Below are 17,052 nucleotides of genomic sequence, written 5' to 3' on the forward strand. Positions count from 1 at the left end.
GCCATCGCAATGGAGCCGTAAGTATTGACCAACGCATCAGTGGACCTTCGCATCGCCCTTTATCAGCCGGACATTCCAGGCAATACCGGAACGATACTGCGTATGGCAGCCTGTTTCGGGATCGCGGTCGATGTGATCGAGCCTGCAGGTTTTGACCTTTCCGACCGGGCGTTGAAGCGTGCGGGCATGGACTATCTCGAACAGGCGGCGTTGACGCGTCATGCCAGCTGGGCGGATTTTCAGGCGTGGCGGCTTGCCGCAAAACGGCGGCTGCTGCTCTTCTCGACGAAAGCTGCGGTGCCCTATACGAAGTTCGCCTTTGAACCCGGCGACATCCTGCTGTTTGGACGCGAATCCGCCGGCGTTCCCGATGAAGTCCATCAAGCCGCCGATGCGCGGTTGATCATTCCGATGGTCGAGGGCGCGCGCTCGCTCAACCTTGCGCTGTCCGCGGCCATCGCCGCAGCTGAGGCACTGCGGCAATTTCAAGCTTAAAAAAAAGCGAATCCGCCGGCCATTTCTGACCGGCGGACCTTGGGTTTTCAGTCGGACAGAATTAGTTGATCTGTTCGGCCTTGCCGCCTTCCCACTTGTAGAAGACGAATGCCGGCGTGGTGAGATCGCCGGTGCTCGAGTAGGTCAGGTCGCCGACGACGGTCGAAAGCGGCTCGCCCGACTTGATCTTTGCTGCGACTTCCGTCGGCTCGACCGAACCTGCCTTCTCGATGCCGCCCGCGATGATCTGCATGGCCGCATAGGCATTCAGCGTGAAGGCTTCCGCCGGGATGTTCTTCGCCTGGAGAGCCTCGACGACCTTGGCGGCGGCTGGGTTCTTCGTGGGGTCGGCGCTGTTGGTGAACAGCGTGCCGGCTGCAGCGTCACCGCCGATTGCCCAGTATTCCGTGTTCGAAAGACCGTCCGGCCCGATGATCTGGGCCTTGACGCCCTGATCATGCAACTGGCGAGCAATCAGACCACCTTCGGCATGATAGCCGCCGAAGTAGATCACATCAGCCTTTTCCGACTTGATGCGGGTGATGAGAGCGCTGTAGTCCTTTTCGCCGGCATTGATGCCTTCGAAGACGACTTCTGTGACGCCGCCCTTGTTGAGAACCGACTTAAGGCCATTGGCGATGCCGGTACCGTAGGGCGTCTTGTCGTAGACGATGGCGATGCGCTTGTCCTTGAAGTTGTCGAGCATGTACTTGCCGGCAACATCGGCCTGCTGGTCGTCGCGGCCGCAGGTGCGGAACACGGTTTCGAGGCCGCGTGTGGTCAGATCCGGCGTTGTCGCGGTCGGCGTGACCATGATGATGCCGTTTTCGGCAAGAACGTCCGATACCGGCATGGCAACGCCCGACGTTACCGGTCCGACGATGAACTTGATGCCTTCGCCGACGACCTGGTTGGCGACCGACACGCCCTGCTTGGGTTCGCCCGCATCGTCAAAGATCTTGGTGACGATTTTTTCGCCCTTGATGCCGCCCGCCGCATTGATGGCCTCGGCAGCGCTTTCGGCGCCATTCTTCACCTGCAGGCCGTAGGCGGCGACAGGACCGGTGACCGGCGCGATAATGCCGACGACGATATCGGCCTTGGCGAACGACGTCATCGCCATGACGGCAGCCAACGCCACGCCAGAGATCAACGATAAGCGCATAGTTTCCTCCTTGGATTTTTTGTGCATCCGAACGACTGTCCGGGGCTGGGCAGAGTTCTAGTGACTTTGGAAATGGCTGTCAGCAACGATTGCTTGGATTTTGGCGCCTACTGACGAAAAATTGAAAAATCTTGCAAACTCGCGGCGATTTTCGACCATATCAATCAATTTCTTGAAAAATATCATCAATTTTATTGCTGAATCGACAGTTTTGGCGCTCCTCTTACCAAAAGCTAATCCGCGTTGGGCAACCTGCGCATTGTAAATTCGATGATATCACCCGGCCGCTCTTGCCAGCTTTCGATCTCGGTCCAATAGGCGGCTTTTGGGAATTGCTCGAACCATTCGCGGGCTTTTTCACGGGCTGCCAGTCGCGGCAGGCGGAAGCTTTCGCGAACGAACGCGCCGCGTTGCTGGCCGGCGTCGCGGCGGCTTTCCTTGAGCTGCTTGCGCAAGCCCTCGAGCGGTGGCTTGGGGAATTGCGACCTGGGCGCTTTGGAGACCATTCTTTGAGCCCTCACTCAACGCTTTACACTGTAAACTTATGCAGTGTTGTTGCGGAAAACGAGTCATTTTTTGGAGATCGGCGGATTGAGTAAACGCCCCTTCCCTTTGTCTTTTCGATGTTGTGATATGTCCGCATAAACAAAGGATTCTTTGCCATGGACCGCCCTGACATTCCCGCCACTCTTCCCGATGCACTCGACGACAAGAAAGCCGCAGCCACAGCCTGGTTTACGGAGATCCGTGACAAGATCTGCGCCTTGTTCGAACAGTTGGAGGACGAACTGGAAGGCCCTCTGTCGGATCGCGCCGCTGGCCGCTTCGAGCAGACGCCCTGGCAACGTGACGATGGCAAGGGCGGCGGCGGCATCATGTCGCTCATGCATGGCCGGGTCTTCGAGAAGGTCGGCGTCCACATTTCGACGGTTCACGGCGAGTTCTCGCCGGAATTCCGCAAGCAGATACCCGGCGCCGATGAAGATCCGCGCTTCTGGGCGTCCGGCATTTCGCTGATCGCACATCCGCAAAGCCCCTACGTGCCGGCGGTTCACATGAATACGCGTATGGTGGTGACGACCCGCCAGTGGTTCGGCGGCGGCGCCGATCTGACGCCGGTGCTCGATCGCAAGCGGAGCCAGGAGGACGCGGACACGGTCGCCTTCCAGAAGGCGATGAAGTTCGTATGCGACAAGCATTCCGCCGTTGCCGACTATGACAAGTTCAAGGCCTGGTGCGACGAATATTTCTACCTGCCGCATCGCAAGGAACCCCGTGGTACCGGCGGAATATTCTATGACTGGCTGCATTCGTCGGACGAGAGCGGCGGATGGGATGCCGACTTCAACTTCACCCGCGATGTCGGCCGGGCTTTTTCGGTGGTCTATCCCTATTTGGTGCGCCAGAACTTCAACAAGGACTGGACCGACGCCGATCGCCAGGAACAACTGGTGCGTCGCGGCCGCTACGTCGAGTTCAACCTTCTCTATGATCGCGGCACGATCTTCGGCCTCAGGACAGGCGGGAACGTGGATTCGATCCTTTCTTCGATGCCGCCGGCGGTCAAATGGCCATGAACGGGAAATTTGAGGGATCAAAAACAGGAATGATGCGTTAACATGCTTCCTTGGCGCGGTTGATTGTCCGCGCCTGATCGAGCGCGTCAAGCATATGTTTGCGGGCTCACAACAGGGAGAGAAAGCCATGAAAGAACTTCATTGCATTGTTCCCGGTTGCCAGTGGCATACACGTCACGAAACCGAAGCTGAAATCATCCGCCGCGCCAGCGAGCACTTGCGCGAAACCCATGGTGAAACGGTCATTCGCGAATCCATGCTCGAAACGATCAAGGCAAACATCCAGCCCGAAAAGGGTAAAGCCGCCTGATCAGGCCTTTCCCGCATGGTGGGGAATTCTCGCCAGCAGTTCATCGCGCTCGAGGCTGAACCCGGACTCGATCCACTCATCCTCGAGCGCGCGTTGCACCTTGCCGACATCAGGACCCTTCGAAAGGCCCGCCGTCACGAGGTCGCCGCCGGATAAGGGAAATTTCGGCCGCGCATAATCCTTGAGGTAATCCAGAAGGCGCGACAGGTTGCCGGCGCGGAACATGGCCGCATCGTCACTCGTGGCATCGTTACGGGCGGAGGCAAGGGCGAGCCTCAGGCGATCCTCCATACCCTGCACGTCGCTGCGATAGAGCCGCTTAGCAAAGCCGGTCTCGGATATCTCGGGATGTGGCGGCACCGCCGCGGCAAAAGCCGCCAGGCGGTCGCGCTCGTGATTGGAGAGCTTGAGCCGAACGGCAAGCTCCGCCAGCCGCTCCGTGTTCGGCGGCACCATGCTGGCAAGACGCAAAAGCGGGTCGGCCTCCCAACCGAGTGCCTGTTCGGTCTGAACGAGGCCGTGGATGGCATCGATGCCCCACTTTTCCGTCTCCGGCAGCACAGCCGTCAGAACACCGGCCTGCCGCATCCACAAGAGGGCGCGCGACGGGTCCGGCGCTGAGAGAAGCTTCTTCAGTTCGGACCAGACGCGCTCGGCCGAAAGGCGCGAAAGTCCGCCTTTGAGGCGCGCGCAGGCCTTCAGCCCCTCCGTTTCGGGCCGGCCCTTCCCGTACCACGCAAAGAAGCGGAAGAAGCGCAATATGCGCAAATAGTCCTCACGGATACGCTGTTCCGGATCGCCTATGAAGCGCAAGGTCTGGCTCTCGATGTCGGCAAGACCGCCGACAAGATCAACGATTGCGCCATCGGCCTCGAGATAAAGCGCGTTGATCGTGAAGTCGCGGCGTTCGGCATCCACCTGCCAGTCCTTGCCGAACGCAACTTCCGCGTGACGCCCGTCGGTTTCGACGTCGGCGCGCAAGGTCGTCACCTCATAGGGACGTCCCTTGGCGACGACTGTGATCGTCCCATGAGCTATTCCCGTAGGGACTGCCCTGAACCCCGCACCCTCCGCGCGCCGCAACGTTTCCTCAGGCAGGCAAGTCGTCGCGATGTCAATATCGCTGACTGGTTGCCCGAGCAGCGTATTGCGCACGGCGCCGCCAACGACGCGGGCGCCCTCGTCCCCGACCGAAAGCGCTGCCAACAGAACTTGCAATTGCTCGTTGGCAAGCCACGGCGCCTTGCCTGAAATGGACTTTATATCGCTCAAGAATAGAGCCTTTCATAAAGAGTACGAATGATGCCGGCCGTCACGCCCCAGATAAAGCGATCGCCGAACGGCATCGTATAGTAGAACCGCTCCTGATCCTGCCACATGCGGCTTTCGCGGCGATGGTTTGCCGGGTTCATCAGGAACGACAGCGGCACCTCGAATACATCGGCAACCTCGTCCGGATTGGCTGCGATTTCGAAAGGCGGGTGGACAAGGCCAAGAACCGGAATGATCGAGTATCCAGTGGTAGTCAAATAGCGCGGCAGGCGGCCGAGCAGTTCGACATGACGGCCTTCGAGCCCGATTTCCTCATGCGCCTCGCGCAGCGCCGCCTTTTCCGGCTCGTAATCGTCTTCGGGATCGATGGCGCCTCCCGGAAACGCCACCTGGCCCGAGTGCTTGCGCAGGCTGGTCGTGCGCAATGTGAGAATGACGCTTGCCTCGTCACCGCGGTCAACGATAGGGACGAGCACCGCCGCATCGCGCAGCGGTTTTGCGGCAATCAGCGCATCGAGGCCCGGATTGAGCCGGTGATCGCCATGGTCGTCGTCGAGCCGCTCATTGCCCTTGAGCGCGACGCGATGTGCGAACGCGCGGGCCGAAAACCCCTCATCGAGCGGGTCGGCTGAGGTCATCGACTTTGCATTTCGAGTTGGCCCGACGGCATGATCGGAAAGACAGCGCCCCTGGAGCGAACCGCGAACATCGACTTGCCGTCGACAACGATATCTTCGCCATGGTTGACGAGATCGTACATCACGGCCCGGGCGAGCAATGCCTCGAGCCGCCCCCGCACCAGCAAATATGGCTTCAGGCCGCCATTCTCGGCATCGACCACAAAGCGAAGCGGGTTTTCGGCGCCCGCCTCGGCAACATCGCCGACATTGGTGCGGAAGGTCATGACTTGATCGTCGCCGGAGCCGGAAACATTGAGCTCGACCGCAAGGAAGGGCGCATCCTCGACGCGGATCCCGACCTTTTCCACCGGGGTGACGAGATAGGTCTTTCCGTCGGCATCCTTGCGCAGGACCGTCGAAAACAGGCGCACGAGAGGCTGTCTGCCGATCGGCGTTCCCATGTAGAACCAAGTGCCGTCGGCCTTGATCTCCATATCGAGATCGCCGCAGAACTCAGGATTCCAGCGGTCGACCGGTGGCAGACCCTTGCCCTGCGCAGCGGCCCGCGAGATCAGCGCCTCAAGTCCCGCCGTATCGCGCACACTGGTTTCATGCACTGCCATAGCCCTGACCTTTTTTCTCCACCCGTCACGAAATAGTCACCGTTGGACCGCTTGTCAGCATGTCATAGTGATTTAGAGTCTTTTCACATGTCATAGTGACTTGGAGTGATTTAAGAAAGACTCTGCACATATACCAGCGGCGAGGTAAATCGATGACGATGATTAAACCAGAGGTGGCGTCCGATCCAAAGGCGATGGTCGCCGAGGCCGAGAAAGCGCTGGCCGATATCGCCAAGATCAGGACCGGCATCGGGACTGTCATCTTCGGCCAGGAGAGCGTCGTCGAACGCACCCTAGTCGCCCTTCTTGCCGGTGGACACGCCTTGCTCGTCGGTGTTCCCGGCCTTGCTAAGACCAAGCTGGTCGAGACGCTCGGAACGGTACTTGGACTGGACGACCGCCGCATCCAGTTCACGCCGGACCTGATGCCGTCCGACATTCTCGGCTCCGAGATCATGGAGCAGGACGACAATGGCAAGCGCTACTTCCGTTATGTCAAAGGTCCGATCTTCGCCCAGCTTCTCATGGCCGACGAAATCAACCGCGCCTCGCCGCGCACCCAGTCGGCGCTGCTCCAGGCAATGCAGGAATATCACGTGACTGTCGCCGGCGAACGGCACGACCTGCCGCGCCCCTTCCACGTGCTCGCGACCCAGAACCCGCTGGAGCAGGAAGGCACCTATCCGCTTCCCGAGGCTCAGCTCGACCGCTTCCTGATGCAGATCGACATTCTTTACCCCGAGCTCGACGCGGAGCGCCGCGTGCTGCTTGAGACCACGGGGACCTCCGAAGCTTCCGCGGCTCGGGTGATCGACGCCGAACGTCTTCTCGAGATGCAGCAACTGATCCGCCGCATGCCGGTTCCCGAAGGTGTGGTCGACGCCATTTTGACCCTCGTCCGCTCGGCGCGGCCCGGCGCCGACAACGACATTGCCAGGAAGTTCATCTCCTGGGGACCGGGTCCCCGCGCCAGCCAGGCGCTGATGCTCTGCGCCCGCGCCCGCGCCCTTTATGACGGCCGTCTCGCTCCATCGGTCGATGACATCAAGGCACTCGCCGAACCTGTCCTCCAGCACCGCATGGCCTTGACGTTTGCGGCCCGCGCCGACGGCATGAATGTGCGCGATGTGATCGCAAATGTGACCAAGGTTGCCCTCTGATGGCAGCAATCGGCACGCAGGTCCGGCGAACCGAGACAGGCGACGCGCTTGCGCGCGCCCGTCAACGTGCCGCCTTGCTGCCGGACCTCCTCGTTGAGGTCCATCGCATTTTGAATACGGTGAATACCGGCTGGCACGGTCGTCGCAAGAGCGGCGTTGGTGAGAGCTTCTGGCAATTTCGTCCCTATACTGATGGTGAGGCCGTCTCGCGCATCGATTGGCGCAGGTCCGCCCGCGATGATCGCACCTACATCCGCGATCAGGAGTGGGAGGCGGCCCACACCGTCTGGCTTTGGGCCGATCCTTCACCATCGATGCTGTTCAAATCCGAACAGGCGCAAGTCTCGAAGGAGTCGCGGGCGCTCGTGATGGTGCTCGCATTGGCGGAATTGCTCTCGCGCAGCGGCGAACGCATTGCCTATCCCGACATCTCCGACCCGTCCTCGGCACGCAATGGCGCCGAGCGCCTGGCAACCCTTCTCTCGCACGCCGCCAACTTGCCGGCCAAGCCTGATCTCGACAGGGTGCGCCGTTTCTCGGATGTGGTGCTGGTCAGCGATTTCCTGGAGCCCGTCGAAGAAACGCTCGAAACTCTGCAGAAGCTCGCCCATGTCGGCGCGCGTGCGCATCTCATCGAAATCTACGATCCGGCCGAGGAAGACTTTCCCTACAGGCGCCGCACCGAATTTGTCGACCCCGAGACCGGCGCTTCACTCACTTTCGGACGGGCCGAGGACTATGCCAGCGATTATCGCAACCTGTTTTATGCCCGCCGCGAGACCTTGAGCGCCTATTGCAAGCGCATCGGCTGGAGCTACACGGTCAATCGCACTGACCGCCTCGCTTCCGAAGCGCTTGTGACGGTGCATATGAACATGACCGCCAAGATCGGCTATCAGGGTGGAGGCGTCGCATGAATGCGCTTCCTCTCGCCTTTGGCGCTCCGGCGATTCTTGCAGGATTGATCGCGCTTCCGGTCATCTGGTGGCTGCTTCGGGTGACCCCGCCCCGTCCGGTGCGCGAAATCTTTCCGCCTCTGCGGATTCTGGCACAGCTTCTCAAAAAGGAAGAGACGCCGAACAAGAGCCCGTGGTGGCTGACGCTGCTGCGGCTCCTGCTTGCAACCCTCGTCATCCTTGCCCTGTCGGAGCCGGTGTGGAACCCACGCCCGGAAACGCTGACCGGCAAGGAGCCGGTCGCGATCGTCCTCGACAATGGCTGGTCCTCGAATGAGGAATGGCCGGCGCGCAAGGAGACCGCGGAGCGCCTTATCGGCGATGCAGCGAATTCGGGCGCATTGATCTACATTCTCGGGACGGCCGAACGAGCGAACACGGATATCGGGCCATTCGACGCGACCACCGCGCTCGAGCGCGTACGCGCCTTGAATGTACGGCCGATCCCGGTCGATCGTGCGGCCGCGTTCGCCCGGTTGAAAACCGCGCTTGCCGACATTTCGGGAACCCGCATTGCCTATCTCAATGACGGTATCGATACGCCAGCTGCCGATGCTGCGTTAAAATCGCTGCAGGATGCAAAAATCGCATCGATGATCTGGTATCAGCCATCGATCAGCGCCATCTCCGCTATCCGCCAGGCCGAAAACAGTGCAAATGGGCTGACGGTTCATGCTGTGCGACCGAGCAATGACCGTGGACAGGGCGCAGTCACCATCGGCGCCTTCGATGAAAAGGGCCGGCGCATCGCCGAAACCGGTCTGGTTTTCTCCGCAGGAGAAGCGACAGGGCAAGCGGTCATCAATGCGCCGTACGAGCTGCGCAACGACTTTCACACGCTGCGCATCGACGGGACGGCGCAAGCCGGTGCGACATTCCTCATCGACGACAATAACAAGCGCCGCCGCGTTGCGTTGCTTTCAGGATCGGATGCGGATCTGTCGCAGCCCCTGCTTTCTCCGCTCTACTACATTTCAAGGGCGCTTGAGCCCTTTGCCGATCTCCTGCGGCCACGCAATGCCGAACTCGTGCGCGCCGTTCCAGAATTGCTCGAACAAAAGCCATCGGTCGTGATCATGGCGGATATCGGCAAATTGCCGCCCGAGACCGAGCGCCTGCTTTCCGACTGGGTCAATAATGGCGGTACGCTGATCCGCTTCGCCGGCCCCCGCCTTGCCGGCAGCGACGAAGATCCCCTGCTTCCTGTCACGCTGCGCAAGGGTGAACGCTCGCTTGGCGGCGCCCTTTCCTGGAAAGAATCGCAGCCGGTCGCGGCGTTCCCGGACAACGGTCCCTTTGCGGGTCTTCCGACGCCGCAGGACGTGACGGTAACGCGGCAGGTCCTCGCCGAGCCGTCCTCGGACCTTTATGACAAGAGCTGGGCCAACCTCGCCGACGGAACGCCGCTCGTTACCGGTGAAACACGCCAGCGTGGCCAACTGGTGCTGTTTCATGTAACGCCCGAGGCGACCTGGTCGAATTTGCCCATCAGCGGCAGCTTCGTCGATATGCTGCACCGCCTCGTTGCCCTTTCGCGCAATGCGGGTCCGGCATCGAATGGCAACGGCGCCAGCGCGTCCCGTGCCTTGCCGCCCTACCTCATCCTCAATGCCGAGGGCGGGCTCATGCCGCCCACGGGTGACGCAAAGCCATTGATCACCAAGCCAGGTGAAACACCGCAGGTGAGTTTCGACAATCCTCCCGGCTTCTACGGAGTGGAAGACGCGATGTCGGCACTCAACCTTTTCCGGTCCGATGGGGAGATCAAGCCGCTGGTCCGACCCGATATGTCATTCCCGGTCACCACGGCGCGCTACGCGGTCGACGAATCGCTGCCGCTGCGCGGCCCGCTCTTCGCGCTGGCAGCATTGCTGCTGATCGCCGATGCTCTGGCTATCCTCTGGCTCGGTGGCCATCTGCGCCGCCGCTATCGCACGGTGGCTGCCTCGCTCGCGATCTTGCTCTTACCCGTTCTCTTTGCGATCGAGCCTTCGCCCGCCCATGCGCAGCAAAACGACAGCAAGCCCGGCGACGGGGCCATCATCGAGGCGGTAAACGCCACCCATCTTGCCTATGTGATCACCGGTGACAGTGCGGTCGACGATATCAGCAAGGCAGGCCTTGCCGGGCTCTCGCGGGCGCTCGCCGACAGCACCGCGCTGGAGCCGGGCGAGCCGGTCGGCGTCAATCCGGCAACGGACGAGCTTGCCTTCTATCCGCTCATCTACTGGCCGGTTGATGCGGCTGCGCGCATGCCATCGCCTGAAGCCATCGCCAAGATCGACGCCTATATGCAGCAGGGTGGAACGGTGCTCTTCGACACGCGCGACCAGGATGCGGCGGCTGTGAGTTTCGAAAACGCGACCACGCCCTCGAACCAGCGATTGCGCGATATCCTCGCCGGCCTCAACATTCCGCCGCTCGAGCCGGTGCCCAGCGATCACGTTTTGACCAAGTCCTTCTATATTCTGCAGGATTTCCCCGGCCGCTATCGCGGCAGCCCGCTTTGGGTGCAGGCGTCGCTTTCCACCGAGGCAAGGTCGGACCGGCCCGTGCGCGCTGGCGACGGCGTGACCCCAATCATGATTACAGGCAATGATCTTGCCGGTGCATGGGCTATCGATGCCAGCGGCTCGCCCATGTTTCCGACCATTCCCAACGATCCGATGCAGCGCACCTATGCCTTCCGCACCGGGATCAACATCGTCATGTACATGCTTACCGGCAACTACAAGTCCGACCAGGTGCATGTGCCGGACCTGCTTGAGCGCTTGGGGAATTAGCCATGTACCTGTCGCTCGATTTCCAGCCGCTGCTTTCGACCACCCTGCTTGCCATTCTGCTTGTGCCATTGCTCGCCTTGACGCTGGCGGGCATCTATTTTCGCCAACGCGGGAGCCTCCTTCGCCTTGTCGCACTGGCCGCCTTCGCCATGGCCCTGCTCAATCCGATCGTCGTCAATGAGCAGCGCGATCCCCTGAAAAGCGTCGTCGCGGTGATCGCCGACCGCAGCCAGAGCCAGGATCTCGGCAACCGCAGCGCAGATACGGACGCGGCGCTCAAGGAGGTGCAGACCGAGCTTGCACGCCTGCCGCAATTCGAGGTTCGCACGGTCGAGACCGGACGCGCCAGCGAGAATGATGATGCCACCTCCACCCGTTTGTTCGGGGCCTTGAACGGAGCGCTGCGCGATGTGCCGCCTTCGCGCGTCGGCGGAGCGATCATGATCACCGACGGGCAGATCCACGATATTCCGGCCAACCAGGCGGGACTTGGCTTCAATGCTCCCATTCATGGGCTGATCACCGGCGTCCCCAATGAAATCGATCGGCGCATCCAGTTCGTGCGCGCGCCGCGTTTCGGCCTGACTGGAAAGCCGCAGCAGATGACTTACAAGGTCACCGCTTCGGGCGAAGCGCCGGGCGGCAGCGCGCGCGTCCATGTGCGCGTCAATGGCAACGAGACCGGCAGCGAAGATGCCATCATCGGCGAGGAAATGCCGCTTGAGGTGACGCTGTCACGCGCCGGCGTCAATATCGTCGAGATTACCGTCGATCCGATTCCAGGCGAGCTCACGGGCGTCAATAACCGTGCCGTCGCCATGGTCGACGGTATTCGCGAAAATCTGCGGGTGCTGTTGATTTCAGGCGAGCCGCACAACGGCGAGCGGACCTGGCGCAACCTCCTGAAGTCGGACGCGTCCGTCGACCTCGTCCACTTCACCATTCTGCGCCCGCCCGAAAAGCAGGATTCGACGCCGCTTCCGGAACTCGCGCTGATTGCCTTCCCGACGCGCGAGCTCTTCGTCGACAAAATCGATCAGTTCGACCTGATTATCTTCGATCGCTATCAGCATCGCGATGTGATGTCGCTGCTCTATTACGACTACATCAACGACTATGTGCAAAAGGGCGGAGCCCTGCTTATTGCCGCCGGTCCGGAATTTGCCGGCCAGATGTCGATTGCGAACACGCCGCTTCTTTCGGTGCTTCCGGCCACGCCAACGGGCAATATTGAGGAAAAGGCCTTTTATCCGCGCCTCAGCGACCAGGGTAAACGCCATCCCGTCACGCGCGGCCTTGAAGGCAGTACGCAGGAACCGCCGGCATGGAGCCGATGGTTCCGTGTAATCGATGTTAATCCACCGGAAGGCTCGGTCATCATGAACGCCGGGGACCGGCCGCTGCTGGTTCTCAACCGCATTGGCGATGGCCGGGTCGGCATGTTCCTTTCCGACCAGGGTTGGCTTTGGGCGCGGGGTTTCGAGGGCGGCGGTCCGCATGCCGCGCTCTATCGCCGGATCGCCCATTGGCTGATGAAGGAGCCGGACCTCGAGGAAGAGGCGCTAACGGCAACCGGTAATGGCCGCAATCTCGAAATTCATCGCCAGACGATGCAGAAGACGGCTGAGCCCGCCAATATCATCACGCCGTCGGGCAAGACGCGGTCGGTTCCGCTGACGGAAACCGAGCCCGGCGTCTTTACCGCCTCTGTGCCGACCGATGAGATCGGGCTCTACCAGGTTGCCAATGGCGATCTGACGACGCTTGCCCATGTCGGACCGGTCGATGCGCCGGAGTTCACCGACAATGTTTCGACACAGGCAAAACTCGATCCGCTTGCCCGCGAAACCGGTGGCGGGACGCGCCGCCTGCGCGCGGCCGCCAATCAGAGCGACATCGAGGTACCGAACATCGTTGCCTCGCGCGGCACTGCAAGCGCCAGCGGTGACAATTGGATCGGCTTGCGCCAGACCAATGAGACGGTGCTGAAGAGCGTCACCCGCCTGCCGCTTTTCTCGGGCTTCCTTGGCCTTGCAGCCATGATGCTTGTGCTCGGCGGCATGTGGTACCGCGAAGGCAGGTAAAGCTACTGGCCTGCCATTGCGGCGTGGATGACCTTGCCTTCGACATCCTGCAAAGCCCATGGTGCGAGTTCACAAGCGAGGAACCGCGCCGGATCAACCGGCGCCGGCAATACGATCCGGTGGCCTGGTATCTGGCGGAAGCCGAAAGGCGCGTAATAGGGCTCGTCGCCAACGAGGATGACGAGCTTGTGTCCGGCAACGCGCGCAGCTTCCATGCTGGTGCGCATAAGCGCAGCGCCGATGCCCTGTTTCTTCCACGCCGGGCGCACGGCGAGCGGGCCGAGAAGCATCGCCGGGGTAGTGCCGATGCGGATGGGCGTCAGCCGGACCGACGCGATGACGTGTTCGCCATTGAGCGCTACGAAGGAAAGGCTGCGATCATGCGGTCCGCCCTCGCGAATGCGATAGGCCGCCCGGGCAAACCGCCCCGGCCCGAAAGCTTCCCGGTTGATGTCTTCGATTGCAGCATCGTGCACCGGTTCTTCCGGCGCGTAGGTCACGACATGGTTCAGCATGTTGGATTTCTTTGAAGAGAGTGGTCGTTCGCCTCGGCAAATATCGCCATTGGCCAGCACAGGAGCGTCCGTCGCACGAGGCGCCGGTTCAGGTTTCATCGTCGGATGATCAGAAGTCCTGCCACAAATCTCTCCTTTTTCGTTCGCCTAACATCAATCTGTCGCGACGTAAACCAAAATCTAAACAGACATTGTCGAAGAGTTACGCTCTGTTCACCACCCGGGGGCTGAATTAACAATCCTGCAGCGCCAGCTATAGGCTCAGTAACCAATGGAGATTTGAAACGATGGGTTTGTTGATCGACGGCGTATGGCAGGACAAGTGGTACGACACCAAGGAGAGCGGCGGACGCTTTATTCGCACTGAATCGCAATATCGCAACTGGGTGACAGCCGATGGAAGCGCCGGACCCTCCGGCCACGGCGGCTTCAAGGCCGAGCCGGGACGCTACCATCTATATGTATCGTATGCCTGTCCCTGGGCGCATCGCACGCTGATCTTCCGCGCGCTGAAGCAGCTCAAGGATGTCATTTCCGTATCGGTGGTCGACCACTTCATGGGTGCTGAAGGCTGGACATTCCTCGAACGGGATGGCGCGACCGGTGACCAGCTTTTCGGCTACGACTATCTGCATCAGGTCTACACGCGGGCCGATCCCAAATATTCAGGCCGGGTGACCGTACCGGTGCTTTGGGACAAGAAGCAGAACACGATTGTCTCGAACGAATCGTCGGAGATCATCCGCATGCTGAATTCGGCATTCGATGCCTTCGGCGATCACGCCCTGGATTTCTACCCGGAGGCGTTGCGCCAGGAAATCGATGCCGTGAACGCCCTCGTCTATCCCAACATCAACAACGGCGTCTATCGCGCCGGTTTCGCCACCACGCAGGAGGCTTATGAGGAAGCCTTCACCCAGCTTTTCGGCGGGCTCGATCAAATCGAGGCGAAGCTCGCAAAACAGCGTTATCTCACCGGCGACCGCCTGACGGAAGCTGACTGGCGCCTGTTCACGACACTGCTGCGCTTCGATCCGGTCTATGTCGGGCATTTCAAATGCAATCGTCAACGGATCGCGGACTATCCGAACCTGTCGAACTATACGCGCGAACTCTATCAGGTGCCGGGTGTCGCGCCGACGGTCAATCTCCTGCATATCAAGGCGCATTATTATGGCAGCCACCGGACAATCAATCCAACCGGTATCATCCCTGTCGGCCCGGCGCTCGATTACGGCGCGCCGCACGACCGCGACCGGTTGAAAGCGTCAGCGTCTGACTGAGGCCGCTACCAGGCGGTGGGAATCTCCGCACCCTCGAATATTTCGGCAAGGCGCTGCCGGGTTGAAGGCGTCGTGTCCTTGGGCAGGTCGTCGAGGCTGAAGAATCGAGCCTCGGCGATCTCGCGGTTGGGCGTGAAGGGCTCTGTCTGGCGGAACGACCGGCATATGTAGAGCGCAACATGATCGCGTTTCGACGCATGAGCATTGTGATAGATCGCAAAGAGCTCTGGCCGGCCGGTCAGTTCGATGTTGCCCTCTTCCATGAGCTCCTTCGCCAGTGTCTCTTCCATTGTGTGACCAGTCTCGACCCCGCCGCCCGGAAACTGCCAGCCATGCACATAGGTGTGGCGGATGAGGAAGACCGTACGCGCTTTTTCATCGATGATGACCCCGCGTGCACCGAGGGTCATGGGGCGCCGCAGCAGGAAATAGGCATGGAGCACACGGTGGCGCCAGGTGGTACGCTTGTCGGTCATTCTTTCCTTCTTCAGGTGGAACAGTCTAACCTCGCGACTGTTTTGTTATCGGGTGCGCCGTTCGCGCGAAACGTTCTACCACTGGATTTAGCCGTCATACTCTCCTAAAGCTGAAAAATGTTCCGTCTTGCCCACATCTCAGACATACATTTATCGCCGCTTCCCGCACCGAACTTGCGGGAACTGATTTCCAAGCGCATCACTGGCTATATTAACTGGCGTTCCAACCGCAAGGGAACGATGACCGGGAGCACGCTCGATACGCTCGTTGCCGATATCAAGGCGCACACGCCCGATCACATTGCGGTGACCGGCGACCTCGTCAATCTGGCGCTCGATGAGGAACTGGAGACGGCAGAGCGCTGGCTGAGGACGCTGGGCGACCCGGCCAATGTGTCGGTCGTTCCCGGCAATCACGATGCCTATGTGCCCGGCGCGCTGAAGAAGGCACGGCGCCTTTGGCAGCCGTGGATGCGAGGCGATATCGAAGTCGCCGAAAACAAGCCTGTCGAATTTCCGTATCTTCGCGTACGCGGCGACGTGGCGCTCATTGGCGTCTCCTCGGCCCGCGCGACCGCCCCCTTCATGGCGACGGGCGACATTCGCGAACGCCAGGCGCGCAAGCTCGGCGAGGTTCTCGATGAGACCGGCAAGCGCGGGCTCTTCCGCGTGATCATGATTCATCACCCGCCGGTTCGCGGCGCGGCGCCCTCGCACAAGCGCCTTCTCGGGATCGGTCTCTTTCAGCGAACGGTTGCTGAATACGGCGCTGAACTCGTCCTCCACGGCCATACGCATCTTGCGACGCGCTACACGATCAACGGACCGGACTGGGAAATCCCCGTGGTCTGCGTGCCGGCCGCAAGCCAGGGTTTCGAGCTTGGACAGCACAAACCACCAGCGGGCTTCAATCTTTTCACGATCTCGAAGACCAATGCCGGATGGGAGTGCACCATGGTGGAGCGTGGCATCGTCGACGCGCAAACGACGATCCGTACGATCCGCGAGCACAATCTTAAGGTAGGCAAGGTGCTCGCCGGGATCTGAGGCTCAGTAAGTTGGCTTGATGATGCTCCAGAGGTGGGCAAGCATGCCGCTTGCGCCGATTGTCGCGCCTATAGCAAGGCAGACAATCGTGATCAAGAAAACGGTCAACCCGGCAGTCCTCGGCGCGGCGGCAGCCGTAATCTCAGCTGGTCGCGCGATTGCATTTCCGGGGTCGATACTAGGTTCCGGCCGCAGGGAAACCCGCTCGCCCTCCATCAGGCGCTGCCGCTCGACGATACGCTCGGCGATATAGGTCGTGACCGCTTCGGAGACGGGCTTCACTTGGGGTGATTCCGCAAGAACGATCCGGCCAAGGCGCGTATCGCGCACGAAACGATAGGTGCGCCGATCGCGCGCCATCATCACATGGGCGGTAGCATCGATCCAGAGCCGCGGCTGCACTCCCCTGGAAATGGCGAAGTCCCACTGCGGATCGTCGGCAGGCACATCAGCGAAGACCGGCTTCAGATCTTCGGCAAGAATTTCGATGCGCGCCAGATCGGCTTCCTTCATGTCGATGACGACATCGCCGCGATCAGCGGCCGCAATCTGAACACCCCGAATTGCTTCGGCGAGCCGGCGTTCGTCGGGCGTTCTCTTCTCGCGCATTTCATTCATCGGCGTTTTCCGGCAAGGAGGCGATTTTACCAATCCTTAACGACAAGTCGCGGCAATTGCATCAAAAA

The 17,052-nt window shown here is 60.8% G+C and carries 17 protein-coding genes; 9 read left to right on the top strand and 8 right to left on the bottom strand.

Going from position 1 to position 17,052, the window contains the following annotated elements; genetic code table 11:
- Window positions 1–39 precede the first annotated feature (39 nt).
- Window positions 40–495 carry a tRNA (cytidine(34)-2'-O)-methyltransferase gene (locus BR48_RS0122890; protein ID WP_027233443.1) on the top strand — a complete coding sequence of 152 codons (456 nt, stop codon included), beginning with the start codon at window positions 40–42 and terminating at the stop codon, window positions 493–495.
- Window positions 496–556: 61 nt separating this feature from the next.
- On the opposite strand, the gene BR48_RS0122895 is transcribed toward BR48_RS0122890, so the two are convergent.
- Both BR48_RS0122895 and BR48_RS0122905 read right to left on the bottom strand, forming a co-directional pair.
- A complete protein-coding gene (locus tag BR48_RS0122895; RefSeq protein WP_027233444.1) occupies window positions 557–1,660 on the bottom strand; it encodes an ABC transporter substrate-binding protein in 1,104 nt (367 codons plus the stop codon).
- A gap of 233 nt (window positions 1,661–1,893) precedes the next feature.
- Complete coding sequence (locus tag BR48_RS0122905; protein ID WP_027233445.1) at window positions 1,894–2,166, bottom strand: hypothetical protein; 273 nt, start codon at window positions 2,164–2,166, stop codon at window positions 1,894–1,896.
- A 156-nt stretch (window positions 2,167–2,322) separates the two neighbouring features.
- Between BR48_RS0122905 and hemF the strand changes: the two genes are divergently transcribed.
- Window positions 2,323–3,237, top strand: a complete 915-nt coding sequence (hemF, locus tag BR48_RS0122910) for an oxygen-dependent coproporphyrinogen oxidase (RefSeq protein ID WP_027233446.1) — start codon at window positions 2,323–2,325, stop codon at window positions 3,235–3,237.
- Between the two features lie 127 nt (window positions 3,238–3,364).
- The gene (locus tag BR48_RS0122915) at window positions 3,365–3,547 is read left to right on the top strand and encodes a DUF1059 domain-containing protein (protein ID WP_027233447.1); all 183 of its coding nucleotides are present in this window, start codon (window positions 3,365–3,367) and stop codon (window positions 3,545–3,547) included.
- Here BR48_RS0122915 and BR48_RS0122920 read toward each other — a convergent pair whose 3' ends face one another.
- From BR48_RS0122920 to BR48_RS0122930, 3 genes are read right to left on the bottom strand one after another with little or no spacing between them, the layout of a single operon-like run.
- A complete protein-coding gene (locus BR48_RS0122920) occupies window positions 3,548–4,819 on the bottom strand; it encodes a CCA tRNA nucleotidyltransferase (RefSeq protein WP_027233448.1) in 1,272 nt (423 codons plus the stop codon).
- Window positions 4,816–5,457: a CoA pyrophosphatase gene (locus tag BR48_RS0122925; protein WP_027233449.1), complete on the bottom strand. Its 642-nt coding sequence runs from the start codon at window positions 5,455–5,457 to the stop codon at window positions 4,816–4,818. Before BR48_RS0122925 ends, BR48_RS0122920 begins: the two co-directional genes overlap by 4 nt.
- Complete coding sequence (locus BR48_RS0122930) at window positions 5,454–6,062, bottom strand: DUF1285 domain-containing protein (protein WP_036815354.1); 609 nt, start codon at window positions 6,060–6,062, stop codon at window positions 5,454–5,456. Before BR48_RS0122930 ends, BR48_RS0122925 begins: the two co-directional genes overlap by 4 nt.
- Window positions 6,063–6,214: 152 nt before the next feature.
- Here BR48_RS0122930 and BR48_RS0122935 point away from each other — a divergent pair, with 152 nt between their 5' ends.
- From BR48_RS0122935 to BR48_RS0122950, 4 genes are read left to right on the top strand one after another with little or no spacing between them, the layout of a single operon-like run.
- Window positions 6,215–7,222 (top strand): MoxR family ATPase, encoded by a 1,008-nt coding sequence (locus tag BR48_RS0122935; protein ID WP_027233451.1) that lies wholly within the window; start codon window positions 6,215–6,217, stop codon window positions 7,220–7,222.
- Window positions 7,222–8,139: a DUF58 domain-containing protein gene (locus BR48_RS0122940; RefSeq protein ID WP_027233452.1), complete on the top strand. Its 918-nt coding sequence runs from the start codon at window positions 7,222–7,224 to the stop codon at window positions 8,137–8,139. The genes BR48_RS0122935 and BR48_RS0122940 overlap by 1 nt, the downstream gene beginning before the upstream one ends.
- The gene (locus BR48_RS0122945; RefSeq protein ID WP_027233453.1) at window positions 8,136–10,961 is read left to right on the top strand and encodes a DUF4159 domain-containing protein; all 2,826 of its coding nucleotides are present in this window, start codon (window positions 8,136–8,138) and stop codon (window positions 10,959–10,961) included. Before BR48_RS0122940 ends, BR48_RS0122945 begins: the two co-directional genes overlap by 4 nt.
- Window positions 10,962–10,969: 8 nt before the next feature.
- A complete protein-coding gene (locus BR48_RS0122950) occupies window positions 10,970–13,045 on the top strand; it encodes a membrane protein (RefSeq protein ID WP_027233454.1) in 2,076 nt (691 codons plus the stop codon).
- A gap of 2 nt (window positions 13,046–13,047) precedes the next feature.
- On the opposite strand, the gene BR48_RS0122955 is transcribed toward BR48_RS0122950, so the two are convergent.
- Window positions 13,048–13,560 (bottom strand): N-acetyltransferase, encoded by a 513-nt coding sequence (locus tag BR48_RS0122955; protein WP_027233455.1) that lies wholly within the window; start codon window positions 13,558–13,560, stop codon window positions 13,048–13,050.
- A 287-nt stretch (window positions 13,561–13,847) separates the two neighbouring features.
- On the opposite strand from BR48_RS0122955, the gene BR48_RS0122960 reads away from it, so the two are divergent.
- Entirely contained in the window at window positions 13,848–14,843 is a 996-nt protein-coding gene (locus tag BR48_RS0122960; RefSeq protein ID WP_027233456.1) for a glutathione S-transferase family protein, read from the top strand.
- Between the two features lie 5 nt (window positions 14,844–14,848).
- Here the strand turns inward: BR48_RS0122960 and BR48_RS0122965 are convergent, their stop codons facing one another.
- The gene (locus BR48_RS0122965; protein WP_027233457.1) at window positions 14,849–15,319 is read right to left on the bottom strand and encodes an NUDIX domain-containing protein; all 471 of its coding nucleotides are present in this window, start codon (window positions 15,317–15,319) and stop codon (window positions 14,849–14,851) included.
- Window positions 15,320–15,436: 117 nt separating this feature from the next.
- Between BR48_RS0122965 and BR48_RS0122970 the strand changes: the two genes are divergently transcribed.
- Window positions 15,437–16,366 carry a metallophosphoesterase gene (locus tag BR48_RS0122970; protein WP_027233458.1) on the top strand — a complete coding sequence of 310 codons (930 nt, stop codon included), beginning with the start codon at window positions 15,437–15,439 and terminating at the stop codon, window positions 16,364–16,366.
- Between the two features lie 3 nt (window positions 16,367–16,369).
- Here BR48_RS0122970 and BR48_RS0122975 read toward each other — a convergent pair whose 3' ends face one another.
- On the bottom strand, window positions 16,370–16,984 hold the full coding sequence (locus tag BR48_RS0122975) for a hypothetical protein (RefSeq protein WP_027233459.1): 615 nt from the start codon (window positions 16,982–16,984) through the stop codon (window positions 16,370–16,372).
- Window positions 16,985–17,052 lie beyond the last annotated feature (68 nt).

Origin of the sequence: Phyllobacterium sp. UNC302MFCol5.2 (assembly GCF_000686005.1) — a bacterium.
Classification (GTDB): domain Bacteria; phylum Pseudomonadota; class Alphaproteobacteria; order Rhizobiales; family Rhizobiaceae; genus Phyllobacterium; species Phyllobacterium pellucidum.

Bases quoted from the DNA above. Each gene is read 5' to 3' on its own strand.
- BR48_RS0122905 (WP_027233445.1), bottom strand. From the start codon at position 2,166: ATGGTCTCCAAAGCGCCCAGGTCGCAATTCCCCAAGCCACCGCTCGAG.
- BR48_RS0122935 (WP_027233451.1), top strand. From the start codon at position 6,215: ATGACGATGATTAAACCAGAGGTGGCGTCCGATCCAAAGGCGATGGTC.
- BR48_RS0122960 (WP_027233456.1), top strand. From the start codon at position 13,848: ATGGGTTTGTTGATCGACGGCGTATGGCAGGACAAGTGGTACGACACC.
- BR48_RS0122965 (WP_027233457.1), bottom strand. From the start codon at position 15,319: ATGACCGACAAGCGTACCACCTGGCGCCACCGTGTGCTCCATGCCTAT.
- BR48_RS0122915 (WP_027233447.1), top strand. From the start codon at position 3,365: ATGAAAGAACTTCATTGCATTGTTCCCGGTTGCCAGTGGCATACACGT.
- BR48_RS0122930 (WP_036815354.1), bottom strand. From the start codon at position 6,062: ATGGCAGTGCATGAAACCAGTGTGCGCGATACGGCGGGACTTGAGGCG.
- BR48_RS0122925 (WP_027233449.1), bottom strand. From the start codon at position 5,457: ATGACCTCAGCCGACCCGCTCGATGAGGGGTTTTCGGCCCGCGCGTTC.
- hemF (WP_027233446.1), top strand. From the start codon at position 2,323: ATGGACCGCCCTGACATTCCCGCCACTCTTCCCGATGCACTCGACGAC.
- BR48_RS0122975 (WP_027233459.1), bottom strand. From the start codon at position 16,984: ATGAATGAAATGCGCGAGAAGAGAACGCCCGACGAACGCCGGCTCGCC.
- BR48_RS0122970 (WP_027233458.1), top strand. From the start codon at position 15,437: ATGTTCCGTCTTGCCCACATCTCAGACATACATTTATCGCCGCTTCCC.
- BR48_RS0122940 (WP_027233452.1), top strand. From the start codon at position 7,222: ATGGCAGCAATCGGCACGCAGGTCCGGCGAACCGAGACAGGCGACGCG.
- BR48_RS0122945 (WP_027233453.1), top strand. From the start codon at position 8,136: ATGAATGCGCTTCCTCTCGCCTTTGGCGCTCCGGCGATTCTTGCAGGA.
- BR48_RS0122895 (WP_027233444.1), bottom strand. From the start codon at position 1,660: ATGCGCTTATCGTTGATCTCTGGCGTGGCGTTGGCTGCCGTCATGGCG.
- BR48_RS0122955 (WP_027233455.1), bottom strand. From the start codon at position 13,560: ATGCTGAACCATGTCGTGACCTACGCGCCGGAAGAACCGGTGCACGAT.